The organism is Oligoflexus sp., assembly GCF_035638955.1.
GTDB lineage: Bacteria > Bdellovibrionota_B > Oligoflexia > Oligoflexales > Oligoflexaceae > Oligoflexus.
On the sequence record NZ_DASQYZ010000181.1, the window covers coordinates 1 to 26,070 of the forward strand.

Annotated in this window: 24 protein-coding genes and 2 tRNA genes; 14 read left to right on the forward strand and 12 right to left on the reverse strand. The window is 52.5% G+C overall.

Features of this window, described 5'->3' with window-relative positions; translation table 11 throughout:
- The first annotated feature begins 125 nt into the window (after nt 1–125).
- From VE954_RS16855 to VE954_RS16875, 5 genes are all read left to right on the forward strand, one after another.
- Complete coding sequence (locus tag VE954_RS16855) at nt 126–1,301, forward strand: S49 family peptidase (protein WP_324954820.1); 1,176 nt, start codon at nt 126–128, stop codon at nt 1,299–1,301.
- 5 nt (nt 1,302–1,306) lie between these two features.
- Nucleotides 1,307–1,690 carry a head decoration protein gene (locus tag VE954_RS16860; RefSeq protein ID WP_324954822.1) on the forward strand — a complete coding sequence of 128 codons (384 nt, stop codon included), beginning with the start codon at nt 1,307–1,309 and terminating at the stop codon, nt 1,688–1,690.
- Between the two features lie 3 nt (nt 1,691–1,693).
- Nucleotides 1,694–2,734, forward strand: coding sequence for a major capsid protein (locus VE954_RS16865; protein ID WP_324954824.1), 1,041 nt, complete (start codon nt 1,694–1,696; stop codon nt 2,732–2,734).
- An 11-nt stretch (nt 2,735–2,745) separates the two neighbouring features.
- Nucleotides 2,746–3,525, forward strand: a complete 780-nt coding sequence (locus VE954_RS16870) for a Rha family transcriptional regulator (protein WP_324954826.1) — start codon at nt 2,746–2,748, stop codon at nt 3,523–3,525.
- 275 nt (nt 3,526–3,800) lie between these two features.
- Nucleotides 3,801–4,982: a site-specific integrase gene (locus tag VE954_RS16875; RefSeq protein WP_324954828.1), complete on the forward strand. Its 1,182-nt coding sequence runs from the start codon at nt 3,801–3,803 to the stop codon at nt 4,980–4,982.
- A gap of 91 nt (nt 4,983–5,073) precedes the next feature.
- Here the strand turns inward: VE954_RS16875 and VE954_RS16880 are convergent.
- The 3 genes from VE954_RS16880 to VE954_RS16890 all read right to left on the reverse strand — a co-directional run bounded on the left by VE954_RS16880 (nt 5,074) and on the right by VE954_RS16890 (nt 5,640).
- Nucleotides 5,074–5,158 (reverse strand) — tRNA-Leu (locus VE954_RS16880).
- Nucleotides 5,159–5,165: 7 nt separating this feature from the next.
- Entirely contained in the window at nt 5,166–5,543 is a 378-nt protein-coding gene (gene secG, locus VE954_RS16885; protein WP_324954830.1) for a preprotein translocase subunit SecG, read from the reverse strand.
- Nucleotides 5,544–5,564: 21 nt separating this feature from the next.
- A tRNA-Phe gene (locus VE954_RS16890) sits at nt 5,565–5,640 on the reverse strand.
- Nucleotides 5,641–5,813: 173 nt separating this feature from the next.
- Between VE954_RS16890 and kdsA the strand changes: the two genes are divergently transcribed.
- Together kdsA and VE954_RS16900 are read left to right on the forward strand one after the other, a co-directional pair.
- Nucleotides 5,814–6,677 (forward strand): 3-deoxy-8-phosphooctulonate synthase, encoded by an 864-nt coding sequence (gene kdsA, locus VE954_RS16895; RefSeq protein ID WP_324954832.1) that lies wholly within the window; start codon nt 5,814–5,816, stop codon nt 6,675–6,677.
- Nucleotides 6,678–6,698: 21 nt separating this feature from the next.
- Nucleotides 6,699–7,397 carry a TVP38/TMEM64 family protein gene (locus tag VE954_RS16900; protein WP_324954834.1) on the forward strand — a complete coding sequence of 233 codons (699 nt, stop codon included), beginning with the start codon at nt 6,699–6,701 and terminating at the stop codon, nt 7,395–7,397.
- 236 nt (nt 7,398–7,633) lie between these two features.
- On the opposite strand, the gene VE954_RS16905 is transcribed toward VE954_RS16900, so the two are convergent.
- The 7 genes from VE954_RS16905 to VE954_RS16935 all read right to left on the reverse strand — a co-directional run bounded on the left by VE954_RS16905 (nt 7,634) and on the right by VE954_RS16935 (nt 13,977).
- On the reverse strand, nt 7,634–8,896 hold the full coding sequence (locus VE954_RS16905; RefSeq protein WP_324954836.1) for a type II secretion system F family protein: 1,263 nt from the start codon (nt 8,894–8,896) through the stop codon (nt 7,634–7,636).
- 10 nt (nt 8,897–8,906) lie between these two features.
- Nucleotides 8,907–9,992: a type IV pilus twitching motility protein PilT gene (locus VE954_RS16910; protein ID WP_324954838.1), complete on the reverse strand. Its 1,086-nt coding sequence runs from the start codon at nt 9,990–9,992 to the stop codon at nt 8,907–8,909.
- A 9-nt stretch (nt 9,993–10,001) separates the two neighbouring features.
- Nucleotides 10,002–11,729: a GspE/PulE family protein gene (locus VE954_RS16915; protein WP_324954840.1), complete on the reverse strand. Its 1,728-nt coding sequence runs from the start codon at nt 11,727–11,729 to the stop codon at nt 10,002–10,004.
- Nucleotides 11,730–11,800: 71 nt separating this feature from the next.
- Nucleotides 11,801–12,499 (reverse strand): hypothetical protein, encoded by a 699-nt coding sequence (locus tag VE954_RS16920; RefSeq protein ID WP_324954842.1) that lies wholly within the window; start codon nt 12,497–12,499, stop codon nt 11,801–11,803.
- The gene (locus tag VE954_RS16925) at nt 12,478–12,942 is read right to left on the reverse strand and encodes a hypothetical protein (protein WP_324954844.1); all 465 of its coding nucleotides are present in this window, start codon (nt 12,940–12,942) and stop codon (nt 12,478–12,480) included. The genes VE954_RS16920 and VE954_RS16925 overlap by 22 nt, the downstream gene beginning before the upstream one ends.
- A 10-nt stretch (nt 12,943–12,952) precedes the next feature.
- Nucleotides 12,953–13,552 carry a cob(I)yrinic acid a,c-diamide adenosyltransferase gene (locus tag VE954_RS16930; protein ID WP_324954846.1) on the reverse strand — a complete coding sequence of 200 codons (600 nt, stop codon included), beginning with the start codon at nt 13,550–13,552 and terminating at the stop codon, nt 12,953–12,955.
- Between the two features lie 113 nt (nt 13,553–13,665).
- Nucleotides 13,666–13,977, reverse strand: a complete 312-nt coding sequence (locus tag VE954_RS16935) for an integration host factor subunit alpha (RefSeq protein ID WP_141736511.1) — start codon at nt 13,975–13,977, stop codon at nt 13,666–13,668.
- A gap of 337 nt (nt 13,978–14,314) precedes the next feature.
- Between VE954_RS16935 and VE954_RS16940 the strand changes: the two genes are divergently transcribed.
- From VE954_RS16940 to VE954_RS16955, 4 genes are read left to right on the forward strand one after another with little or no spacing between them, the layout of a single operon-like run.
- Nucleotides 14,315–15,235: an ABC transporter ATP-binding protein gene (locus tag VE954_RS16940; RefSeq protein WP_324954850.1), complete on the forward strand. Its 921-nt coding sequence runs from the start codon at nt 14,315–14,317 to the stop codon at nt 15,233–15,235.
- A gap of 21 nt (nt 15,236–15,256) precedes the next feature.
- Entirely contained in the window at nt 15,257–16,021 is a 765-nt protein-coding gene (locus VE954_RS16945; protein WP_324954852.1) for an ABC transporter permease, read from the forward strand.
- 6 nt (nt 16,022–16,027) lie between these two features.
- Nucleotides 16,028–17,659, forward strand: a complete 1,632-nt coding sequence (locus VE954_RS16950) for a Gldg family protein (RefSeq protein WP_324954854.1) — start codon at nt 16,028–16,030, stop codon at nt 17,657–17,659.
- Nucleotides 17,659–19,011: a DUF4340 domain-containing protein gene (locus tag VE954_RS16955; RefSeq protein WP_324954856.1), complete on the forward strand. Its 1,353-nt coding sequence runs from the start codon at nt 17,659–17,661 to the stop codon at nt 19,009–19,011. The genes VE954_RS16950 and VE954_RS16955 overlap by 1 nt, the downstream gene beginning before the upstream one ends.
- A 17-nt stretch (nt 19,012–19,028) precedes the next feature.
- Here VE954_RS16955 and VE954_RS16960 read toward each other — a convergent pair whose 3' ends face one another.
- A complete protein-coding gene (locus VE954_RS16960) occupies nt 19,029–20,075 on the reverse strand; it encodes an NAD(P)H-dependent glycerol-3-phosphate dehydrogenase (protein ID WP_324954858.1) in 1,047 nt (348 codons plus the stop codon).
- A 179-nt stretch (nt 20,076–20,254) separates the two neighbouring features.
- On the opposite strand from VE954_RS16960, the gene VE954_RS16965 reads away from it, so the two are divergent.
- The 3 genes from VE954_RS16965 (at nt 20,255) to VE954_RS16975 (ending at nt 22,547) form a co-directional block, all read left to right on the forward strand.
- Entirely contained in the window at nt 20,255–20,509 is a 255-nt protein-coding gene (locus VE954_RS16965; RefSeq protein ID WP_324954860.1) for a hypothetical protein, read from the forward strand.
- A gap of 153 nt (nt 20,510–20,662) precedes the next feature.
- The gene (locus tag VE954_RS16970; RefSeq protein WP_324954862.1) at nt 20,663–21,751 is read left to right on the forward strand and encodes a hypothetical protein; all 1,089 of its coding nucleotides are present in this window, start codon (nt 20,663–20,665) and stop codon (nt 21,749–21,751) included.
- Nucleotides 21,752–21,770: 19 nt separating this feature from the next.
- Nucleotides 21,771–22,547 (forward strand): prolipoprotein diacylglyceryl transferase, encoded by a 777-nt coding sequence (locus VE954_RS16975; protein ID WP_324954864.1) that lies wholly within the window; start codon nt 21,771–21,773, stop codon nt 22,545–22,547.
- On the opposite strand, the gene VE954_RS16980 is transcribed toward VE954_RS16975, so the two are convergent.
- Nucleotides 22,544–26,005, reverse strand: a complete 3,462-nt coding sequence (locus VE954_RS16980; protein WP_324954866.1) for a pyruvate carboxylase — start codon at nt 26,003–26,005, stop codon at nt 22,544–22,546. The genes VE954_RS16975 and VE954_RS16980 overlap by 4 nt on opposite strands.
- Between the last annotated feature and the right edge of the window lie 65 nt (nt 26,006–26,070).

Sequence of the window (26,070 nt, forward strand, 5' to 3'; positions counted from 1 at the left end):
AAACGAATCATAGCATCAAACCCTGATCTGTCAAGGCTCGCATGTTTTCCAGGGGCAAACACCCCGGGTCTCCCCAGCTGTCTCTACAAGTGTTATGTTCATCCCTGTGAAATGCGGGGTTAAACGTGTCTTTGCTTCTTAACTACATCCTGGGTTCCCACTGGTCAATGACGAATGAAGCTCTACGATCAATGATTTCTGTCGTCGAGAGACATGCCGGAAATCAGGCCTTGGAAAAGGTTCAAGGTCAAAAGCCTTTGGGCTCAGAGAAAGCAGCCATCCGGAATGGGGTGGCCATCATCCCCGTCCGAGGCCCACTTTTTAAACGCGCCAATCTCATGACCACTCATTGCGGGGCCTCAAGCTACGAGACAATCCTGAAAGACCTTCACCGGATGCTTCTGACTCCCGAGGTTAAATCCATACTTTTGGATATTGACAGTCCAGGTGGCGAGGCGAATGGATGCTCGGAACTGGCCGATGCCATATTCTCGGCTCGTGGACAGAAACCAATTTTCGCTTATGTGGGAGGAACCGGTGCCTCGGCTGCCTATTGGATTGCGAGCGCCTGCGAAAAGGTCTTTGCCGCTGATTCTGCCATCGTTGGCAGCATAGGTGTGCAGTCGATCATGCAGTCCAGCGCCCAGGATGGTCAGCTCCGCTTCATTTCCAGCCAGTCTCCCAACAAAAACCTTGATCCAGCGACAGAGGAAGGAGCCAGGGAAGTTCAGGGCGTTGTCGACTCCCTGGCGGAAATTTTTGTTGGAAAGGTGGCCCTCTATCGCGGGATCAGCCGCGCGCAGGTACTTGAACATTACGGTCAGGGATCCGTCTTTGTCGGCCAGCAGGCTCAAAGGCGAGGCCTGATCGATGTTATTTCAAACTTTGAGGAAGTTATTATGGACATTCAAACAGAGGAGAACCCACTGGGAGAAAATTCGGTCACAGTGGATTTCATCACAAAACATCACCCTGAAATCGGGGCTCACTTTGAGGAGGCTGGCCGGGAATCAGGACGGCAGGCCGAGAGGGAAAGGGTGGCCGGAATCCATCGGCTGACCACTGCCGGGGTTGATCCTTCACTGATTCAGCAGCTGATCTCAGAGGGGGTATCAGTGGAGAGCGCGGCTGTCAGAATTCTGCAGGACATCAGCAAATCAAGATGTGCCCTGGTCTCAGGATTTGCGGCAGCCGAAGATAAAATCAAGGGACTCAGTTCAGGAACCACAAGCCTGAGTCCGGAAGATGAACTCGATGCAGATCTGCGCCTGGCAGTTGCTCATGGAATCAGGACGAGGTAACGAATATGTACGGTGGACCAATGTTTGGGGATCTGGATAGCTTCAATCCACATGACCTTATCGCGGGGGATTTTCCTCTCAAGACTGAAGCAATCACCCTCGCCAAGGGCCAGAACCTGAAGAGGGGCTCGGTGCTTGGCCGGATCAAGGCATCCGGCAAGTTTGTCCTTTCCCGAAAGACCAACGAGCAGGCGGCGGCAATTTCTGACGGCAGTGAAATCCCTCTGAGGATTCTTGGCGAGGCTGTCGATGCCTCGGACAAGGATCAGGTAACAGTCGCTTACCGAACGGGATCTTTTCTAAAACAAGGATTGACCCTTCACGAAAGCCATGACTTTGGCGACATCAAATACGACCTGGAAACACGGTCAATTTTTATTGAGGACTGAAATTTGAATCGATCAATCTACTCGACTGAATATCTGATGCGCCTCGGTCAGCGAATCGTTGACCAGCCGCGTTACTTTCTTAACCGCTACTTCACCGAAGTCTGGACCCGTGATGAAGACGTGATCCTCTATGATGTGGAGGACCTGAGCGAGGGGATCACACCCTTCGTTCATCCCCTCCATGAAGGCAAGATCATGAAGCACCGTGGGTATCGGACCAAGTTCATTCGGCCCGCCTACGTAAAAGAAAAAGTGATCCATGACCCTGAGCTGCCGATCAAACGCATGCCCGGTGAAGCCATTGGCGGTGAATTATCGCCAGAACAACGCATGCGCCTCCATGTGATGAATGATGTCAACCGCTTGAAGGATCGCCTGACAAATCGCGAAGAGGTCATGGCCCACGAGATCATTAAAAAAGGTGGTCTTACCGTGATCGGTGAGGGATTCCAGGAGTACGTTGATTTCGGTCGGGACAAATCGCTGACCATCGATCAGGCAGCGATCAAAGCCGGCTACAAAAAGGACTGGGCGGATCCGGAATTTCCCATGACCGATTTTCTTGAATCGTGCAGCCGAAAGGTCTCTGAGCTTTCACTGAATAAGAGTCAGGCAACCGACCTGCACATGGGGTCCAAGGCCTGGGAACTTTTCCGACGAAACAAGGAGGTGATAGCTGCCGGTGACTTGCGTCGGGGTGTTGATATCACTCTTGTCATGACTCCCACCCAGCAGGCCGACTCCGTCCACTATAAAGGTCGCTTCGGGGATTTTGAAATCTTTGTCCACTATGGGACCTACCTGGACGGAACCGTGGAAAAAAGATTCTTCGAACCGGGCGAAGCACTCCTGACCGCAAAATCAGTGGGCGGAGCCCGATACTATGGCAAGATTCGTGACAGGAAGGCCAATATGAAGGCGATGGATTATTTCCTGAAATCCTGGGAAACCGAGGATCCTTGCCACACCTACATCATGATTCAAAGTGCGCCGCTGCTCGTGAGTCGTGACCCGAATACTGCCTGTCTCATGACAGTGGCTTAAGGAAAATGAATATGATCAATCAACACACTCAGGAAAACAAAATGCGAAGCCTTGTCCCAGTTGCCGAAGAACTCGTCTATGTGAAAGCCGAAACGCCCGTCACCAACTCTCTGAAGCTTGCCACGCATTTTGGAAAGAACCACTCTGATATCATTCGGGCAATCAAAAATAGAATCCGTAACTATTCGGAATTATTTGGTAACCGCAATTTTGCTGAGATCGATTACCTGGATCCTCAGGGTCGCAGGTTCCGCATGTACGAGCTGACTCAGGATGGGTTTTGGGCTGTGGTCATGGGGTTCACTGGTGAAGCGGCAGCGAAGTTGCAGGAGCTGTTCATCAATGAATTCAATCGACGTGCTGAAATCATTCAGAGCCTCAAAAAGTTCTGGCCTGATCAGAAGTCTTTGGCAGCTCCCAAAAAAGAGTATAACCATCAATACGGCTACCTCCAAATCAAGACCACTGCTGATGGCTACTCCGAGCAGGAATGGGTGTCGGGAGCAAAGACCATCAAGGAAATGAACGACATTGAAAATCATTCAAGACTGCAGCACAAGCGCATCAGCCTTGTCCTTGGAAATCTGAAGGCATTTATTCGCGGGCTGCATGAAAGCGATCGGTATAGCCAACGCTTCGTTGACCTTCTCGATGAGATTCAGGATCTGGCCGATCGCTGCAAGCCAAAGTCCTACGGCCCGGTGAGTGCCCAGGTTCCCATGTTCAACGACGACGGCATGTCCAATTTTCAACGTGAAAGTGATGATGGAGGTTTTCATGCTGCGTGCTAATAACCAACCCAACCCTACGCATGGGGGCTTCCCTTGAGATCCAGCGCCCGACATTCTTCCCGCGAGAGAGTCCTTGCAAATTCCTCTGCACTTTCGAATTCATCCGATGCTAAGATTACCCCGCTCTTTGACAATCTGGAGAATGAGCAGCTACTCACGGCAGAACAGTTGGCTGAAAGGCTCAACATTGCTGTGAAAACAGTAAGGAAATGGCGCTACGAAAACGTATTGCCGTTGGACTCGATGGTGAAGCTTCGCCATCAGGTTAGGTATAGGTGGGTAAAAGTTTTGGGATGGCTCAATGCGAAAGGAAAGCAATGAGTATCCATAAGACGAAGTTTGGAACGTATGAAGTTAGATGGCGATTAAATGGAAAGCAAAAGGCAAAGGGATTTAAGAAGAAAATAGACGCAGAAAAGTTTGAAGCCGGTCTAACCCTCGATATTGTTCCTGACGAGAGCAAGACGACTTTCGAAGAACTGGCACAAATTTGGCTTGATGATTATGCCTTGGTTCACAAATCGCCAAGCGCCATAATTCGCGATAAACAAATCCTTCGGGACTATCTACTCCCTGATCTAGGCAAAATTAAGCTTTCCCAAATCCAGCCCAAGCACATCGTTGAGATTCAATCGAAGTTGCACAAGCGAGGCATACTTAAGCCTAAAAGTATCAATAACATTACCGGACTATGCCATAAGATTTTTAGCGATGGTATTTACTGGGGCTATTTGAAGACCAATCCAGCGGTTCTGGTCAAACCTATAAAGCTAACTGGCGTTGACTACAATTGGTGGACGTTTGATGAGCGCGATAAGTTCCTGGCTTACGCAAAAATGCACAACTATCGGGTTTATAGAGTTGTATGTTTTGCCGTCAATACAGGGTTGCGTCGTGGGGAGGTTGAAGGCTTGCTTCGAGATTGCTTGGATTTCCATCGACGCGAAATAGTCGTTAAGAGAAATTTCTGTCACAAAACTATGGTACTCAATGAATATACAAAAAGTAAGCAAATTCGACGTGTACCTATGAATAGTGATGTCTATGATCTGCTCCTTGAATACCAGGGTTACGACCCAAAGCAGAGAATTTTCAAAGAAGAATTTCAGAATTTTTGTATCGATAGGTTTTATCCGACACAGGGAAAGGCAGGGGTTCAACGAATCACATTCCATGATCTGCGCCATACGTTCGCTTCGATGTTGGCGATGTCTGGCTTAAGTGTTTTTGACATTCAGATGCTGCTCGGACATTCGGATCTAAAAACAACAATGAGGTATATGCATCTTGCTCCAGGCCATCTCAGAGGCAAAACCGACGTGCTTATCCGCACACAAACTGAAAAAAATTTTGCCAGCGAATTATGTCATTATAGCGATGATCAAGTGCAAAAAGCTGCAATTAGGGAATCCCATGAAAGCACTTTGGAAGCACATGGCCACGCGACGGTGTTGTGAGATGTTCGGGAAATGTTCGGGTGAAAGAATTACCCTGAAAAGCAAAAAACCCAGCGGCTTTGCAGCGACTGGGTTTGATCGGGTAGACAAATGGTGCTCAGGGCGGGACTTGAACCCGCACGCCTTTCGGCACATGCCCCTCAAACATGCGTGTCTACCAATTCCACCACCTGAGCAATAGAATTAGGGTTTGTTCGGTTCGGCTTGGGGTGCTTGACCTTCAACTGGCGGAGCAACAGGAGCTGCTTCGGGTTGAGGCTGGGCAGCAGGAGCGGGTTGTTCTGTTTTGGTGCCGGCCTGCTCCAGGCGTTCGGTCAAACCAGTCTTACCAGAGCTTCCCTTGACCATCGTCAGTGCGATACTCGTAATCATGAATACGCCAGCCATTATGTATGTCAACTTGCCCAGGAAACTTGTAGCGCCAGCGGCACCGAAGAGACCAGTTGAGTTACCACCACCGAAAGCTGCGCCAACACCGCCAGAATTGCCACCTTGCACTATGATCACAACAATCATAAAGATAGCAGCAGCGATATGAACGACCGTAAGCAATATATCCATGTTACCACCGAAGGAACATAATGGTGGCTCCTCCCAGAATCGAACTGGGGACACGTGGATTTTCAATCCACTGCTCTACCGACTGAGCTAAAGAGCCACTTCCCAAAAGGGAGATTCGTAAATAAAGCAGTCCCGTTTTTCAGTCAAGACTTTCTTCTTGGAAAGCCAATTCCCGGCGGGAAGCTTGAGTTGCCTCATTCTCCCGACTAGAGTAACAGAGTCTGTGCCAATGGTAACCTTCTTTTCCTGACGCACTAGTGAAAGGACGCTATGAATACTGCACTCTTCAAACGCCAGCCCACCAAACCCGTCGTCATTGCCGGGCCGTGCATGGCGGAATCCTATGAACTTCTGGAAACCGTCTGTACCCAGCTGCACGGGCTTTCGAAGGAACTTGATTTTGATCTGGTGTTTAAAGCCAGTTTCGATAAGGCCAATCGAACTTCGATCAATAGCTATCGTGGGCCAGGGTTGGAGCAGACCTGCCGCTGGTTCTCGCAGCTCAAAGATAAATTCCCAGGTTTGAAAGTTTTAACGGATGTGCATGAAACCGCCCAAGTGAGCCAGGCGGCGGAAGTCATCGATGTCCTGCAAATACCGGCGTTTCTCTGTCGGCAGACGGATTTGGTCGTGGCCGCGGTGAAAACCGGACGCGCCGTGAATGTCAAGAAGGGCCAATTTCTGGCGCCGGAAAATGCCCAGCATATCATTAGCAAAGTGCTGGCCGCCGCCGAGGAAGATCAGCTGACTCCGGATTTTGCGTTAACAGAGCGAGGCGCCACCTTCGGTTATGGTAATCTGGTAGTGGATATGCGTGGATTGAAAGTGATGTCCGATCTCGGAGCTCCGGTGATTTTTGATATCACCCACAGTCTCCAGCTGCCGGCTGCTGGCGGTTCCAGTGGCGAAATCTCGGGTGGATTGCGCGGCTTTGCGCCGGTCCTGGCCCGGGCGGCCACGGCCACGGGTTATCTGGACGGCTTTTTCCTGGAAGTGCATACGGATCCAAGTAAGGCCAAAAGCGATGCCGCGACGCAGCTTTCGCAAAAACAGGCGGATCTCCTTTTGCGGCAACTGCTGCCCCTCTGGAAGCATATGCGGACTGTCACGGCTCACGACGGGGAATTCTTCTGATTTCAAACAAAGGAAGGTGGAATGAGGCTCAGCTGGCAGAAAATGCTTTTGGTCCTTGTTCTCGTCCTGGTTCTGGCCCTCTTCTTTTACCTGGATCTGGGCCGTTACTTCACCATCGCCCAGCTTAAAGAGACCAAGCAGCAGCTGCTGGACTATTACGAAACCCACCAGCTGACGACGATCGCGGTTTATCTTTTCATTTACATCGTTGCATCCTCGTTATCCCTGCCGGGCGCCCTTTCGTTAACGTTTGCAGCGGGCGCGATATTTGGACCGTGGCTGGGTGCGCTGCTGGCATCCGTGGCATCGACTCTGGGCGCGACGGGAGCTTTTCTTTCCGCTCGCTATCTCGTCGGCGCCAGTATCCAACGCCGTTACGCAGGACGATTGGAAGCGATCAATCGGGGGTTTCGTGCAGAAGGGGCTTTCTATTTACTCTCTCTTCGGCTGTTTGCTGTGATTCCCTATTTCATCATCAACCTTGTGATGGGCCTGACACCGATCTCGACCCGCACGTTTTTATGGGCCACGCAGCTCGGAATGCTGCCGGTGATTGTTCTTTATAGCTATACCGGCACCGAATTGAGTGAGATTGAAAGTGTGCGGGATCTGTTTTCGTTGCGGCTGATTCTCTCGTTTATTGCCATGGCGCTGTTACCAATCGTGGCTCGAAAACTGATACAATGGTGGAAAAGGCATCAAGGAGCCCGGAAGTCATGAGCGTTTCTGAGCGTCGTACGCGAAACCGTTGCCCCATCTGTCAGGGACCCACAAAGGATGTGAATGGCGACGACCGTTGCCGGAACTCACTCTGTTCGTACAATCATCAAAAGGAACTGTGCCCGCGCTGCAAACACCCGGGGCCGGAAGCCACAAAGTACGACAGTGACAGGCAATTTCATTATTTTTGTTCAGAATGCCACAATAAATGGATCAAGAGGGCCGATTAAGGCCTTTTACACCGTACCGGCCATGCCGAAGATCGGCAGATACATGGCAATGACGATGAACCCGACGATCCCGCCGATGACCACAATCATCAGGGGCTCGATCATGGACATCATCGCAGCGATGGCGTTGTCGACTTCCTCTTCATAGATATCAGTGACTTTTCTGAGGGTTTCATCCAGCGTACCTGTGGATTCACCGACCGCCACCATCGAGACCACCATTTTGGGAAAGAATCCGTCCTGGCTCAAAGGATCGGCAAAGGTGCTGCCTTTGGAGATTTCCTCGCGCACATTCAAAACGAAACTTTCCACCGACTTGTTGCCCGATGATGTGGCGCAGATCGTGAGCGCTTCGAGAATGGAGACGCCCGAGCTCAACATCGTGGACATGGTGGAACAGAAACGGCCGACGGAAATCTTGATCATGACTTCACCAATAATAGGTGCCCGCAGGATGGCCCGGTCAAAGGCCTTTTTGCCGTTATCCGTCTTCAGATAATATCGGAGTCCAAAGAATGCGGCCACTATAGTCCCGAGAATTTCCATCCAATTGTTCACCAGGGCATTGGACATATCCATCACAAGCTGGGTCAGAGCGGGAATTTCCTGACCGCTTTCGGTAAACTGCTTGGCGAAGCTTGGCACCACAAAAACCAGCAGCAACGTGACGACGGCGATCGCGACCACCACGATGATGAGGGGATAGGCCATGGCCGATTTCACCTGGGCTTTGAGCTTGGCAGCTTTCTCAATATAGGAAACGAGCTGTTTCAGAATAACATCCAGGCGACCCGAGGCCTCTCCGGCCCGGGACATGGCGATATAAAGGGAATCAAAGACATCAGGAAAGGGTTCCAGGGCATCGGTCAGGCTCGAACCCTGTTCGATGGCGCGGATAATCTTTTCAATGGTCTCCGCAAAATCGATCTTACGCTGTTGATCCCGGAGCATCTGCAGGGCTTGCAGCATGGGAATACCGTTTTCAATCATCAGTGAAAACTGCTTGGTGAATAGGCCGAGCTCACGGGTGGTCGGCAGCTGAGCGCCAAGCCTCAATTGAATGCTGCCATTTTTATCGCGATAGATAAAGCGGCCGAAACCACTGGTTTTGGAGCCCTCACCCAGGTCCGCTGCCGTTGCAGTGAGTTTCAGGATCCGCAGGCCCCGGTTGGATAGCATGGTTTTGGCTGCGTGCTTGGAGGACGCGTTTACCTCGCCGGACTTGATCTGACCGGTTCTGGATTTGGCTTTGTATGCGTACTTGGGCACTTTTTATCGCCTATCTGCGAACGCTTTTTTGTTTATTGTCACTCATCATTTCCTGAAGTTCGTCAGGAATGGGACTTTTCTGAAGAGCCAGCTCCTTGGTGATCAGGCGTCGGCTCACGAGATGATAGAGTGATTGATTCATGGTTTGCATGCCGCTGCCGGACTGTCCTGTTTGCATGGCGGAATAGATCTGCTGAATCTTGCCTTCCTGAACGAGGGCGCGGATCGCACTATTGATGCGCATGATTTCCATTGACATAACGCGGCCGCCGGCTTCCTTGGGCAAGAGCATCTGCGAGAGCACGGCCTCCAGACTCATGGCCAGCTGGGTGCGGACCTGGGACTGCTGATGCGGCGGAAATGAATCGACCATGCGGTTGATGCTGGAGATGGCGCCGTTGGTGTGCAGCGTGCCGAATACAAGGTGACCCGTTTCAGCGATGGTCAAGGCTGCAGAAATGGTCTCCGGATCCCTCATCTCACCAATCAGAATCACATCGGGATCCTGGCGGAGCACGGATTTAAGAGCCATGGCAAAACTTTGCGTATCCTCGCCAAGTTCCCGTTGATCGATGATGCAGTTTTTGTGCTGGTGCACGAATTCGATGGGATCTTCAATGGTCACGATATGATCGTAGCGGGATTCATTGATGTAGTTGAGCATGGCCGCCAACGTGGTCGATTTACCGGAACCCGTGGGACCAGTGACCAGGACCAGACCCCGAGGCAGATTGCAGAGAGTTTTCAAGAGGGGCGGGCTGCCGAGCTCATCCAGGGTATTGATTTTATGGGGAATAACGCGGAATGCGCCGGAAATGTGACCGGACTGATAGAAAATGTTGGCTCGAAACCGAGCGATGCCCGGTATGGAAAAGGAGAGGTCGAGCTCCTTGCGCTGCTCAAAAATCTTCTTTTGCGTTTCGGTCAGCACGCTGTAGCAGAGTTCCATGGTTTTTTGCGGCGTCATGGGCGGCAGATTCAAAGGAGCGATATGGCCATCGATTCGCAATCGCGGGGCCGAACCCGACGAGATGTGAAGATCACTGGCGCCCTGTTGCACCAGAGTCCGCAGCAGCTGTTGCATTGAATAGTCCATACATTACCCCTAGGCAGCGTGATGATTCGAAGTTTCATTTTCATCGTCAGAAGCTGTGTTGCTGACAACTTCCAAAGCGTCCATCTCGCCACGCAGCATTTTGATCAAACCATTCTGCCGCAAAGTGCGCATGCCTTGGCGCATGCCGATGGCTTTGAGTTCCATGGCTGGCGCCGTCCGCATGATCGCCGTGCGGAGGTCGTCGGTAATCACCATGACTTCATGAATCGCCACACGGCCTTTCATGCCGGTGCCGCCGCAGAGTTCACAGCCTTTGCCTTTATGGACTTTGGCCGTGGCCGCGACATCACGGGGCACGCCGAGGCTGACGAGATAGTCGGGTTTGATCGATGTATCGAGCATCTTGCAGTTGTTGCAGATACGTCGGGCCAGGCGTTGCGCGACCACGCACTGCAAGGCTGAAATCAAGTTAAAGGATTCCAGGCCCATGTTCTGGAGACGCACAATGGTATCCGCAGCACTGTTGGTGTGCAGGGTGGACAAAACCATGTGACCGGTCAGGGCCGCTTTGATGGCGATTTCCCCGGTTTCCTTGTCGCGCACCTCACCGACCATGATGATGTCAGGATCCTGGCGCAAGAAGGCTTTCAAGGCATCGGCAAAGGTGAGGCCAAATTCTGCGCGGATGTGCACCTGGTTGATGCCATCCAGTGTGAATTCGACCGGATCTTCGGCGGTCATGATATTGTCAGCGACCTGGTTGAGTTCGGCCAACGCCGAATACAGCGTCGTGGTTTTACCGGAACCGGTGGGACCGGTCACCAGAACCATTCCATAAGGCTTGTGAATGCTGTCTTTAAAGCGGCGCAGATCATCCGCTTCAAAACCCAGCTTGGTCATGTCCACCTGCAGGCTGGATTTATCAAGAATACGCAGAACCACTTTCTCGCCGTGCCAGGTCGGAAGTGTGTTGATACGAAAGTCGATGGGTTTGCCCTCGATCGTCACACTGATCTGACCATCCTGCGGCAGTCGCTTTTCCTCAATCTTAAGGCCGGCCATGACCTTGAAACGTGAAGCCATGGCGGCTTTCATGTTGGCTGGCGGCCTGGCTATTTCCTGCAGGGCGCCGTCGATGCGAAGGCGGACGCGCATATAATTTTCATAGGGTTCCACATGAATATCCGAGGCGCCGCGTTGCAAACAGGCCATCATAATGCGATTGATCAGGTCATTGACCGGACCGTCGTCATTATTGGAGCTGTCATCGATGACGAGGCGCTGCTCGGTGGGCTTGGTGCTGCGCGTCTGAGTCGCGTTGGTTTTGGTGAACTTATTCATTTCCAGATTGCGCTGGGGATAATAACGGGCCAGGGCTTTATTGATTTTGTCTTCAGACGAGAGAACGGTCTTGAGTGAATAGCCGGTTTTCAGCTGGAGAAGGTTGATCGTGTTCAGATCGTGCGGGTTTTCCACGGCCACGATGATGTTGTTGCCCACGCGATCAATTGGAATGGCTCGCGCCTGACGAGCCACCTGATCCTGGATCAGCTGGATAATATCATTGGGAATGTCCATCGCATCAAGATCAGCGATCTGGAGCTTGTGGCAATGCGCCCAGGCTGCCAGGAGTTTATTGTTGTCAGCTGCTTTCAGACGAATCAGCGCATGCACCAGAAGCACGTTCTTGGTGCGGGCGAGGTTTTCGGCTTCCGCCATGGTCTTGGGATCAACGCGCAGTTGGTTGATCGCAATGTCATGAAACTGCCTCAGCATGGGACTCCCGTCGTCTTAAGAAAGGCATACGACAGGTTTATCGGCATTCTGGGCTCAGGCTTTACGAAGGATCAGGACCGTAATTCCGCATACACCAGCTTGGGGTCCACATGCCGGAGGCGAGCGTGCTTGAGCTGCAGCCGGGCGCTGATCGCGAGGAAAGTTAAGCGCTCAAATCGCCCTTGTTTTTTGGCTTCTTTCACTGCTTTCACCAAAAGTCGATGCGAACGGGCAGGATGAAAAATGAGGCCATGGCTTAGCACGGGTGTGTCGTCCATGTGAAAAACAAAGCCCTGAAAGACATCGCTTTTGGCGATCCCATCAAAAAGCTCATCCGATTGCTTCTGAATTCGGATCTTATCATCCGAACAGAGATCCATCAGCACCAGGCCCGTACTTTGGACCTTGATGACTTTAAACAGGGAGTGCGTATAGCTATGGATGGGTGTCTCAGGATGCTTGTCACGATATAAGGCAAATGGTGTGGGTGGATTCTCAGGATCCAGCTTATCCAGGGGCCTAATAAATAGAAAATAATCGATGAAGTAACTCATCCGGCGGTGATAGCTTTCATCGTCGTGAAAGATCATGCCGGTCTGTGCAAAGAATTCTTCCTTGGCCCGTACCACTTCCTCAACGCCGAGCAGGTTCACCACCCAAGTGATGATATCTTCCCGCTCCTGATCGAGCGGACTGCGCCACTCGCCCCCCACGCTCCCATCGACAACCGGAGGAATGACCGAGATTTCTACGCTTTGACCAGACACCATTCGAGCACCTTTTCGCCTACGACGGGCAGTTGAAATCTGAGGGGAACCCATACATAGGCCTGACCCTCGCCACAGGACTGTTCCATTAAAGGAACGATCGTCGGTTCCACCGACGTCACACCGCGGATGACAATGTCTTCCAGCGGGATATAAACCCCATACGATAGAAAATGCCTTTGAATGAACCGCTGTCCATCCAGGGCGATCGTTTGGGGTTTGCTCAGGAGGCTGGTTAAATCCGGATCCTGCAAAAGAAGAGCACTGGCGATCCCGGCCTTGGCGGCCTGATGCGTGCTGACATAAAGCGCAGTGGCCCATAGCGGCGCCAGCCACCAACGGACCCGTGGTTTACGAGGAATCAGGCCTTGATCCGTGGTCGGTGAGTTCCCCGTACTTGTACGAGGCTCAGGCTCCGAAAAGAGTGGATTTGATTCGCCCATCACGCCAAAAACCTTACTTCCGCGTCGCCGCTGGCCGCTTCTGTTGCCAAAGGACTTCCGGGCAACCGAGTTGCTGGCTGATCAATCGGCCCATAACAAAGAGCCAATCACTCAATCGATTGAGATATATCTGAGTTTCCCCGCGAACGTCCGGTTCGTCAATACGAAGCCGCACCAGTTCGCGTTCCGCACGACGACACACAGTTCGTGCGATATGAGCGGTTGAATTGCAAACATGCCCGCCCGGCAAAACAAAATTCGCCAGTGGGGGCATGTTCTCATTGATCGTATCGATTTCCTGTTCCAAAGAGGCAACGTCTTCCGCGGAAACCACGCGCTGCTTATCGAGATTCAAATGTTTCGTGGGAGTCGCGAGTTCACCGCCTAGATCGAAGAGCTCGTTCTGGATGCGTTCCAGACTCTGATCCAGCCAGTGCGTTTGAAACTCCGGCTGCAATTTGATCTGATCGCGCAGCAGACCCATCCAGGAATTCAATTCATCCACAGTGCCGTAGGCTTCAAGTCGGAGCGCTGCTTTGGAAATCTTTTCCCCGGATGCGAGGGTGGTTCCACCCTTGTCGCCAATCTTGGTGTAAATTTTCGTGAGTCTCACGTACCGCCCTCCCAAGCGCTCTTCGCAATACTGTACGCTATCCACGACAGCATTGCGAATGGGATCGCATAGTCCGAGGGAAATTGTCCAGGGCTTTTGCAGCGCGGCCTGATTTACTCGTCGCCGGTAAGATGCGCGAATTCGCGGTTCACCTGATCACGCATTTTATCCGAAGGATGGAAAGTGACGACGCGCCGCGCGGAGATTTCGATCTTCTCGCCGGTATGCGGGTTACGGCCAGGACGTGAGCGCTTTTCCTTCACCGTCCACTTGCCGAAGCCAGATATTTTGACGTCTTTGCCATCTTCCAGCCGGAGTTTGACCTCTTCGAGAATAATCTCGAGGATCTCCTTGGCTTCTTTGACAGGAAAGCCAACCTTATCGCGAATCATCTCCACCAGGACATCTTTGGTCAAAGTAGCCATTACGAACCTCCGAGTTAGGCCAAAACGGGATCGCAGATTTCCCAAGTGCCTTCCATTGGATGAGTCTATCAAGTTCCAAAGTTTTCGGGAAGTATCGGATACCTAAAATTTTTTTGGGAAAGTGTGGGGCTGCGGCAGGGTTGTTCCGGTTCCACCTTAATTTGGAAAGGCTAAACGCTGGGGCGAGGTCCTGATGAAGCACCATTGACTTAAGGACTTCTCAGAATAACAATGCTTTTCTAAGGAAAGTCGCAGATCATAAGCCCGAACCGCCTTGGCCAGTGGGGTTTTGTGTTCTGCTCGCCCGTTTTTAGCAAATAAGTCTAGGAGGGTATGGATGATAGAAGTCGTCAGCTTGCGAAAGAGCTTCGGTGACGTTCCAGCTCTGACTGACATCACTTTTAAAGTGGAAAAAGGTCAGATCGTCGGGTTTTTAGGGGCTAACGGTGCCGGAAAGACCACGACAATGGACATTCTGTGTGGATGCATTGGTGCGGACTCTGGTACAGCCAGGATTGCCGGATTTGAAATCTCGGAAAACCCGATCGAAGTGAAAAAGAGGATCGGCTACCTTCCGGACGAGCCGCCGCTTCACAAAGAAATGAAAGTCGAAGAATTTTTGCTTTATGTGGGCCAGCTGCATGGCCTCACCAAAGCAAAATCGAAGCAGCGCGTCCATGAGCTGATGGAAAGGCTCGAGATCACCGACATGAGGAATCGTCTGATCGGACACCTTTCCAAGGGTTATAAACAAAGGGTGGGACTGGCTCATGCGTTGGTTCATGATCCTGATGTTTTGATTCTTGATGAACCCACCGAAGGTCTTGACCCCAATCAAATCGTCCAGATTCGAGAGCTGATCAAATCACTCCGCGGTCAGCACACCATTCTGTTCTCGTCCCATATTCTCTCGGAAGTGGAATCCGTCTGCGATCAAATCGTGATCGTCGATCACGGCCGTGTGGTCGAGCAGGGCACGCACCAGCAGCTCGTCTCCCGTCTGGAATCCGGTCGTCAGTATCAACTGCGGGTTCGCCAGGGCGCTTCGACTTTGGTGGAAAAGCTAAAGAGCCTGCCGGCCTTGAGCAGTCTTGCCCTGGACCCTGAAAATGAGCAGACCATCAGCTTCCGCACGAGTGATCAGGATCAGGTGCTGGACCGGGTTGCTCAGGAAGTCTTGAGCGGCGGGCACGGTCTGCAGGAACTGGCTGTGAAGTCGAAGAAACTGGAAGATGTGTTCTTCCAACTGACCCACTAATTCACCGGAGGAAGGTTCAGCATGGGAGCCGTACTGACGATTGCTCAACGCGATCTCAAAGCTTATTTCGCATCGATCAAAGGATCGGTGACGTTCTGGTTTTTACTAATTTTCATGGGTATGTTCTTTCAATCCTTCTGTAGTACATTTTTGGAGCTGCAAGGTCAGGCCATGCAGATGGGCGGCGAAGCCCCGAAGCTGAGCCAGCTTTTGACCGCGATCTTTCAAAACCTGCATTTTATTTTGCTCTTCGTCGTGCCAGCCGTGACTATGGCTTCCTTTGCTGAGGAAAAGAAGACCCAGGTGCATCGTCTTTTGATGACGGCGCCGGTGACATCCACGCAGATCGTGATCGGCAAGTTTCTGTCGGCGGCGGGTGTTTTGGGAATGGTCCTCCTGGCCTCGGCTGTTTTCCCCCTCTTTCTCTTTAAATATGGCAACCCCGAGCTGGGCCCCATTTTAAGTTCCTATCTGGGTCTGTTCCTTTTGATGTGCTCGCAGGTGGCCTTTGGCCTTTGGATCTCGTCGATGGTCAGCCATCAGTTCCTGGCCTTCATGTTTACCGTCTTTGGTCTGTTTCTGCTCCTGATCCTGACCTGGATCGCTCCCAACATTTCCAGCACGGGCATGATGGAAGAGTTTGTGAAATATCTCGCGGCCACCACGCACCTGGATAACTTTTTCAATGGTTTGATCACGGTCGCGGACGTCACCTACTTCGTCGCTTTTATCAGTCTCTTTCTGTATTTCACAAACGTCGCCGTTGAATCGCAGCGTTGGAGGTAATTGAAAATGCGCAGTGGACTTTTATTTCTGCCTTTTCTTGGGGTCTTTACCGCGGTCCTGGCCCTGGCGACCGGCCGCGCTTATAAGGAATTCCCGCTTGTCAGTATCATCCTCTGGGTCCTGGCCGCTGTGGCCTTTGGCGCCTGGATTGCTCTGGACCGCAAACGTTTGCACAGCAGCATGGTCAAACGCAAAGGCGCCCGTCACGGCCTGAGCCAGGGCTTGAGTGTGATCCTTGCTATTTTACTGGCCATTGGTGCTGGTTATCTAAGTCGTCGGGATCGCTTCAACAAAAGCGTTGATGTGACCCGGGAAGGTGCCAACACCTTGAGTGTTGAGTCCGAAAAGCTCGTGAGCCAGCTGAAAGAGCGCAAGGAGCCGGTCAAGGTTCTGGCTTTTTTCCAGGACGAGATGAAGAAGGCTCAATTTAGAAAGGTCCTTTCTCTTTATGAAAGGGAAGGGGGACAGTTTGAGGTGGAATACATCGACCCTCAGGTGGATCCAACCCGAGCCATGGCCGAAAACATAACAACCGCGGATACGGTGCTCTTTAAATTTGGCAAACAGGAATCCCGGCTGACCGCCTTCACCGAAGAAAAGATGAGCAATGCTTTGGTGCGGGTCATGAAGGAGAAGGATAAAACCATCTACTTCACCAAAGGCCATGGTGAGCCCGATCTGAACAGCCAGGAGGCGGTGGGTTACCAGGCAGCCAAGGCAGAGCTGGAATCCGAGCGTTTCGTGGTCAAGGACCTGAACCTTCTGGAAGCTGGGGCTGTGCCAGCCGATGCTGATCTTCTGGTGATTGCTGGTCCCAAGTATGATCTGCAAGCTTCCGAGCTGGCTCTTTTGGAAAATTATCTGAAATCGGCGCGGCCCCTTATGGTTCTGGTTGATGCTCTCAATCCCGTGCCCAACCTGAACAAGCTGGTCGAATCGGTCGGCTTCCGCTTCCAGGACGATCTTTTGATCATTCGCCCGGGTGATGAGCGTACGAAAATGCTGGGGCAAAACAATGCCATCGTCACCGACTTCGATAGCTTTTCACCGGTCACCGCCGATTTTGTGAAGCGGGGCGGTGTCGCACTGATGACGCCGAACACCCGCTCCATTGAAATCGTCAATGAGAACGCGATGCAGCTGAAGCCGATTGGCCTGGCCAAAACCTCGCCAATCATTGTTCGCATCAAGGGTGTGAAAACCGAGACCGATCTCCGTTCGCTGACTGAAGATCGTGTGGTGGACGGCACGTTTGATGTCTTCGGCGTCGCCAGCGGTAAAGTGGGTGGTGATAAGGTTGCCACCAATGAAGCCAACAAGGATGCCCAAAGCGATGTCAAGACCGATGCCCAGGCCGCAGCGGCCAAGGAATTGCGGGTGTTCGTGGGCGGCTCAGCCCAGCTGGCCAGCAACGTCGGAGCGCAGCGTCAGGAGAATATCGATCTCTTTCTGAACGCGATCAACTATCTGACCCAGGATGAAGACTTCATCGCGATCCGGGCCAAGGATAGTGATCGCAGCACGCTGGAGATGACCACAGCTTCGAGTCAGTTCCTGCTGCTGTTCCTGGCTTATGTTTATCCCACCACCTTCCTGGGTGCTGGTATCTTCCACTGGATGCGGAGGAGGCGAGCCTGATGAAAACCTTTTTCAAGCCGCTGATATTCATTGCCGTCCTGTTGGGACTCGGTAGTGTCGCGTATTGGGATGAGTGGCAAACCAAAAAGGACACCAAGGAAAAGGAGCAAAAGAATAAACTCCTGACCTTTCAACCCGATCACATTGTTAAGATGGATTACACCAAGGTCGATGAAGGCCGTACGGTTCAAGTGCAATTGGCCAAGGAAGGGAGCCAGTGGAAAATGCTGGCGCCGCTCGCCTACGCCGGTGACAGTGAAGGTGTAGGCCGCCTTTTGAAAACCTTTGAAGACCTGCGCTTTGAAAAAAGTTTCGAAGCCTCGGCGGACAAGCTGAAGGAATTTGGTCTGGAGCAGCCGAAGATTGCCCTGGCTGTGACGGACAAGGATGGCAAGACCACAAACATTCGTATTGGTACAAAAAGTCCAGTCGGATACAGTAGTTACGCCAAGGTTGATGAGACGAATACGGTTTATCTCGTGAATCACTATGCGTACACGGCCAGCAATAAGGAAGTTTTTGATTTCCGGGACAAGAGTCTGCGTTGGCCGAACATGGATCAGGTGAAAGCGATTGGTTACCAGTATCAGAATGAAAGTCTCATCACTCTGAAACGCCAGGACAAGGACTGGATGATCGAGACGCCTAAAAAATTCAAGGCGGATGCAGCGGGCGTCAAGGATTTCCTGAATTTTTTTCAAGGCCAACGCGTGGCGAAATTCATGGATGATCCTGCGCCAGCCCTGCGAGATGCCTTGACCGGCAAACGCGCAGGCACGACCCGTCTGGCCACTGTGGTTCTGACAGGAGCGGATGATCAGCTGACCCAGTACGCATTTTTGGAAAATGGTGAGGACATTTACACGACCTTACCTGGCTATGACGGCATCATTGTGCTCGACCGGAAGATCAAGGAAGGCTTGAAAAAATCGCTGGCGGATTTCCAGGATAAATCCATCTTCAGCTACAATTCCACGGAAGCGACGGAAGTCGACGTGGATGGCAAGCTTTTTGTGAAAAAGGACAATGAGTGGCAGACCAAGGAAGGCGGTGACAAGGCTGACTTCATTCGGCTGCTGCTGATCGACTTTGAGTTTGCCAAGGCTGACGTGGTTTTGACCAGCGAGGAAGCTCCGGCGTTGACGAAGGGCGCCCCCCTGCACACCACGAAGATTTCCTTCAAGGACGGCAAGTCGGTTGATTTCTCACTTTGGAAAATCGAGGGTGATCCGGAGCATGTGGCCTTGAGAGTGGGAGCTGATCGCTTCTACAAGGCCACGCATGCTTTGCTCGAAAACTTTACCGCCAAACCCAAGCTGAGTGAAAAACTTCAGCCGGATGATCAGGGTTGAATCCGCGGCCGCACGTCCTAGGCGTGCGGCTTCGATGGCAACTGCACTTCCGCTTTCATGTCCCGATGCAAAAGCCCATACAGCGCTTCGGAAATGGTTTTGCCTTGAAAGAGGACCCCATAAACAGCGCTGATGATGGGCGTATCCGCTCCCAATTTTTGGCTCAGATTGTAAGCCGCCCGTGCGGTCCATACCCCTTCCGCCACCGAACCCAGCGTATTCAGAACATCATCGAGTTTTTCGCCCTGACCCAGACGGTAGCCGACGGTGAAGTTCCGGCTTTTTTCCGACGTACAGGTCAGAAAAAGGTCACCGACACCGCCAAGTCCCATAAAGGTTAAAGGCTGAGCCCCGAGCATGGCGCCCAGGCGGGTGATTTCAGCCAGGCCACGGGTCAGGAGTGCGGCACGAGCATTCTGCTGCATGCCGAGTCCCACCGCCGCTCCAGCTGCAACGGCAATCACGTTTTTCAAGGCACCGGCCACTTCGAGTCCGATCGGATCATCCAGCGTATAGACGCGGAAGTAGGCCGTATGAAAAAGTTCCTGGACCTTGATGCAAATCTGCTTATCCATGCAGCCGACGGAAACAGCCGTAGGCCTTTGCTCCGCGACTTCAATCGCAAAACTGGGGCCGGAAAGTATGGCTGTGCGGGTGGCGCATTGATCACCAAAGACCTGCTGAATGATATTGTATGGAAAACAGAGGGTATCGTTTTCGATGCCCTTGACGGCACAAATAATGACACAATCGTCGCGGAGACGGCCCTTCAAGGTTTCCAGCACGCGCCGAAGAGATTGTGTGGGAATGGCCAGGAGCAGATATTCCGTGTTGCGGAGAAGCTCATCACTCAGTTCGGTGGTCGCGCTCAGTTGAGGCGATAAATCGATGTGGCTCAGATATTTGGGATTGCGATGCTGCGTGTTGATGCTATCAGCGAGCGCCTGGGAACGGCCCCACATCACGACCGGCGTTCCTTTTTGCGCCAGGTGATGCGCAAGGCAGGTCCCGAAATTGCCGGAGCCCAGAACTGTGATTTTGGCTGGAGTTGAGATATTCGACAAAATGCCCCCACGTCGAAAAGACCTTAAATTCAACCTACAAAACTCGATCATAGGGGAGGGCTTCCGGCGAAGCAAGCGCAGCCTCGTGTGCAAGACCCCTGGTTTTTCGGTCTCTTTGGCTGTAATTTAGCTGCGAGTTGTGTAGCCTGAGGCCCCTGTCCTTCAGTTGGGTGGACCTGATGATTTTATTTCTGATCCTGAGCCTTTTTCTGCTCATGCGTTTGAAAAAGGTCAAATACCTTCCTTGGTGTTTCCTGCCCCTGGTCATCGTGCAGAATGAAGTCTGGCTCTCCCAGGCTCCTGATTTCTGGCTGGGAACGACCCTGGTGCTTTTGAATATTGGCTGGCTGGTGCTGCTGTCCGCGGCTGTCGCTCGGAAATGGCCGGACTGGGATGAAATGACAATGGATCGATTGCGTCGGTTGAAAGGGTGATATGAGAGGGATCCTGCAAGCACTACAGGTTATCGGTTCGATTCTGAGCACCAAGATGACTGGCGATTCATCCAAGCAGGTACGGATTGTCCTGCTGACTTTCATTGGGCTCGCCCTGCTTGGCTTCTGGATGCAAGGGACAGGAGCGCACCGATGAGTCTGCCGAACTGGTTTTATCCCATCATGATGGTGTGGCTGGTGGCTGTGCCGGGTTTCAATCTCCATGTAAGCGAGGTTTCTTCGCGCCGCAGCACCTGGACCATGCTGATGGACACACTTTTTCTTTTACCTTGGATCCTGGCCCTGTTTTTAGATGAGCCTTTGGCAGCCTGGGTCGGCGTTGAGGTTTTGATCCTGATCCTGCTGTTCGATCTGCTGTGGAAAAAACCCAGTGAAGCCTTGCGGGAAGCCTGGATCAAGATCAGCCTGAGTTCATTTTTAAGCTGGCTCCTGATCGGCACCGCCGTGGCTCTTGCAGGCGTTCATCCCATCGTGGAAAATCTTTTTTATCCTTTGCCCTCGGTGGAACTTGATCGCATACGGCCGGTTTTGGCTGGTTTCTTGTTTCTGATCGGTCTCTGTTTAAAGCTGGGTTTGCCGCCTTTTCAGCAAGGCATGATCGACCTGATGGATGTCGCCAATCCCGAAGACCACCGCCGTTGGGCCCTGCAAATGCGTTGGGCTTTAGCCTTTGCCGCCTGGCAGCTGATGCCGCCAATCGTGGGCGCTCTGAGTTCCTTCAATCAACAGCTTTTTGCGGCCGTGCTGGTCCTTGGCTGGTTGGGTGCTTTTTTAGTGTCCAGCGTGCAGGCCAGCGTGCAGCGAACGCTGAGCTATATGGGAACTCTTCTGGTGCTGCCACCGCTCCTGCATTTTTTATTTATGGATCCAGGCATGGGCATGAACGGACCCGAAACCACGGTGGTTTGGATTATGACCATCCTGGGATTTTTGGGATTGGGTTGGGTTTATCAGGACTGGCCAAGGTCGACTCTGCAGGAGGATCATCTGCTTTTATGGACGGATCGGGATTCACCTTGTGCCGTTCCTGGCTGGTTTTTTCGGTTGCGACTTTGGATGGTTTGGAATGTTTTGGTTTGCCTCGGTTTGACCGCGCTCGCCTGGATGCAGCAAAGGTGGGCCATGGGTGTCCTGCTGCTGGTGCTGGCGCTTGCAATCCTGGCCGCCGCCACGCAACAGCTGGGTATTGCCACCTGGAAGCAGCAGAATCATAGATCCTGAGATACCACGGAGCTTGCGCATGTATCCGATCCTTTTCCAATGGGGAAATTTTATTGTTCCGAGCTGGCATGCATTTTTTGTGCTGGCGGCTCTTTTGGGCTGGTGGACCCTCAGCCTGTGGCGGCAACTGGCCTGGCCGGAAGGTCATGCGCGTTCGGTGGATTCCCTCTTTTTGATTTCCTATATCTCGGGCTATGTGGGGGCGCGCGGGCTGTCGATTCTGTTGGAAGGGGAGACGCTTGCCGATTTTTTCCAACTCGGCAGCATGACTTTATATGGCGGCATTCTGCTGGCGGCTTTGACCTCCATTCTGTATGCCTACTGGAAAAAGCTTTCGGTCATTCGACTGGCGGATCTGGCCTTGCCGTCCTTGATGCTCGGCATTGCTGTTGGCCGCATCGGTTGTTTTTTAAATGGGGATGATTATGGCAAACCCCTCGCCGATCAGGTGAACATTCCGTTTTGGGCCGTGAAGTTTCCCAACCTGGGCGATGACCTTTACCGTTATCCGGTTCAGCTGGTTGAAACGGTCGTCTGCGGGACCATTGCCGGTTACGGCTGGTCGAAACGAACCCTGCTGAAACGTCGACCGGGTGAAATCGGAACCATTGGGATTGTGGGCTATGCGATCACCCGTTTTGTTCTGGAATTCTATCGCGGCGATGATCGCGGTCACCTTGTGTCGGATATACTGTCACCGGCCCAGGTCATCAGCATCGCTGTGATCCTGGCCTGGGCCGCCGTCATGATTTATATCCGGTATACGCAACCGGTTAGCGAGCAGGATCAGGTTTAACCTTCCAGCTCGATCAAAAGATCCCCTTCTTCCACAAGCTCGCCCTTGCTGACCAGCACTGACTTGATGCTGCCGCCCGTTTTTGCGCTGATGGCATATTCCATCTTCATCGATTCCGTGACGATCACGACCTGGGCTTTTTCCACTTTCTGTCCAGGCGTCACGCGTACCTCCAGAATTTTCCCGGGCATCGGTGCCCCGATCTGAAGCGGATTCATGGAGTCGGCTTTCGGGCGGTTTTTCGTCGGGGCCGCCACGGCCTCGTCAAGGATCTCCAAAGTCCTCGGGTAACCATTGAGTTGGAAGAAGACCCGGCGCACACCATCGCGATTGGGTTCGGTGACGCCGGAAATACTGATAATCAGGGTTTTGCCAGGTTCCAGCTCAACGTCGATCTCACGATTCATGGGCAATCCGTAAAAGAAGACGTCTGTGGGCAAACCAGCCACATCACTGTATTCCCGGATTTCTGTCACGTATTCCTTGAAAACTTTAGGATAGAGGCGGTAGGAAAGAACATCGCGATCGTGCGGTGCCATCTCCAGCAGGCGGGTCAGTTCCTCACGGGCTTTGTCGAAACTATCGTCTTCTGCAACAGGCGGTTTTTCCGGAGCGGATGGATTGGGCCCCAGAATCATGGCCCGCAGTTGTTCAGGAAAACCACCGAAAGGCACACCCATGTGGCCTTTGAAAAAGCTAATCACCGAATCCGGGTAATCCAGGTTCGGTTTCTTGTCCATGAATTCCGGTCCGGATAGCCCATGTTTTTGCAGCAGCAAAGCCATATCACCCACGACCTTGGATGAAGGCGTGACCTTGACGATATTGCCAAACATCGTGTTGACTTCCTGATAGCGGCGCGTCAACTCGTAAAATTCTGTGGCCTTCACGCCCACTTTTTGCGCCTGATCGTAAAGGTTACTGTACTGCCCGCCAGGAATTTCATGTTCATAAACATCGGTCGAGGTCGCCTTGATGCCCGGATCAAACGCATGATACTGGGCCCGCACGGCTTCCCAGAAGCGGCTGAGTTCATCCAGATGTTTGATGGAAAGGTCAGGAGCGCGTTCGGTGCCTTCCAAGCTGGCAACGATCGCATTGATGCTGGGCTGGGAGGTAAGGCCCGACATGGAACTCACGGCACCATCGACAATATCACAGCCCGCTGCCGCGGCTGCCAGCAGCATGGCTTCTGAACTGCCGGACGTCGCATGGGTATGCAGATGAATGGGAATGCTGATATTTTCCTTCAGGGCCTGAATCAAAACAGAGGCCGCCCGCGGTCGCAGAAGGCCGGCCATATCCTTGATGCAAAGGATATCCGAACCCATTTTTTCGAGCCTTTTGGCAATATTCACGTAATAAGGAACCGTGTACTTTTCGTTGCTCGGGTCCAGGATATTGCCCGTATAACAGATGCAGGCTTCAGCAATGCCGCCGCGCTTTTTGACTTCATCCATGGCCACGGCCATCTGCTCGGGATTGTTCAAGCAATCGAAAATGCGGAAAAGATCGAGCCCGGCTTCCTTGGTCAGACGTATGAAGTCACGGATCACCCACTCGGGATAGTTGGTGTAACCCACTGCATTGTCACCGCGCAGCAGCATCTGCAAAAGGGTGTTGGGAATCTCCTCGCGCAAATGAGCCAGACGTTCCCAGGGATCCTCTTTCAAAAAGCGCAAACAGGTATCAAACGTGGCGCCACCCCAGCATTCCAATGAGAAAAATCCGGGTGTGGCCTTCGCATAGAAAGCTGTGGATTGAAAGATGTCATGGTTCCGGAGACGCGTGGCAAAGAGCGACTGATGCGCATCACGCATGGTCGTGTCCGTGATCAGGAGTTGCTTGTGCTCCTTGATCCAGGTCTGCAGGCCCTTCACCCCTTTTTGATCATAGATCTGCTTGGCCGTGACCAGATTGGAATCGGGAAGACCCTTGGTTTCAAGTTTGTAATAATCCGGTTCACGAGGATTGACCTTGGAATGGAGCTTATGGGGATTGTTAACGGTGACATTGGCAATGTACTTCAGAATCTTGGTCGCCCGATCCCGAGGCTCTTTGATGTCGAAGACTTCGGCATGCTGTTCCAGGAAACTCGTATCGATCGTGCCCTTGGCAAACATCGGGTGCGAAACGATGTTAAGGAGCAGGGGAATATTGTGTTTAACGCCGCGGATACGGAACTCATTCAAGGCTCGAATCATCTTCTGCACGGCACCATAAAGGTCAACGCTGTGCGCCGTGACCTTGACCAGAAGCGAATCATAATAAGGCGTCACGATCGCGCCTGATTGACCAAAACCTTCGTCCAGGCGAATACCAAAGCCCTGCGCCGGTCGATAAGCCAGGATCACGCCCGTATCCGGGGCAAAATTCCTGGCAGGGTTTTCCGATGTCACGCGGCATTGAATGGCCACACCCCGTTGTTTGACATCATCCTGGGAACGGATGCTCATGGTCGGGTGACTCAGACTTCGGCCGGCCGGCAGCATGATCGACATCTGCAGAAGATCGACTCCGGTGATCATTTCCGTCACGGTATGCTCGACCTGAATACGCGGGTTCACTTCCAGGAAATAATGCTGGCCGTCGGCTGCAACCAGAAACTCAACGGTGCCGACACCTTGATAGCGCACGTGCTGGCCTATTTTTACCGCATCGCGCAGCAAGGCTTCGCGGGTTTTGGACGTGATACCCAGGGCCGGTGCAATCTCCACAACTTTCTGATGGCGTCTTTGCACCGAGCAGTCGCGTTCGAAGAGATGGATGACCTGACCGTTTTTGTCACCGGCGATCTGCACCTCGATATGCTTGGCCTGCTGAACATTCTTCTCCAAATAAACTTCCGAACGACCAAAGGAACTCATCGCTTCCGATCGTGCCCTTTGGAAGGCTTCGACCAGTTCGTCTTCATTTTTCACGGCGCGAATGCCTTTGCCGCCGCCACCCGAAAGTGCCTTGAGGGTCACCGGATAGCCGATTTCGGCACAGAAACGGCGTGCCTCCTCGAGCGTTTCCACGGGATGCTCGGTTCCCGGAATAACGGCCACCCCTGACTCCCTTGCAACCTGTTTGGCAGCGAGCTTGTCACCGAACAGACTCAAAACGTGCGCTGAAGGTCCGCAAAACAGAATGCCATGATCCGCGCAGGCCTTGGCGAAATCAGGATTTTCGGATAAGAATCCATAGCCTGGGTGAATGAAGTCGATGTTTTTTTCAACAGCGAGATCAATGATTTCCTGCCAATTCAAATAAGCGCCCAGCGGATCCCCTTTTTTCCCGACTTTATAAGCCTCGTCGGCTTTGAAGCGATGGACGGAAAAGCGATCCTCATGGCTATAAAGGGCCACGGTTCGCATGTTGAGTTCGGTGGCGGCGCGAAAGATACGGATGGCGATCTCGCCCCGGTTGGCAACCAGTAGACGTTTGTTCGCTATGACCTTGCCTTTTGTTTCCATCGTGTCCTCATAGGGATTGCACTCTGTGCGATACGCGGAGGGTGAAATTTCTCGTTTAGACTCTT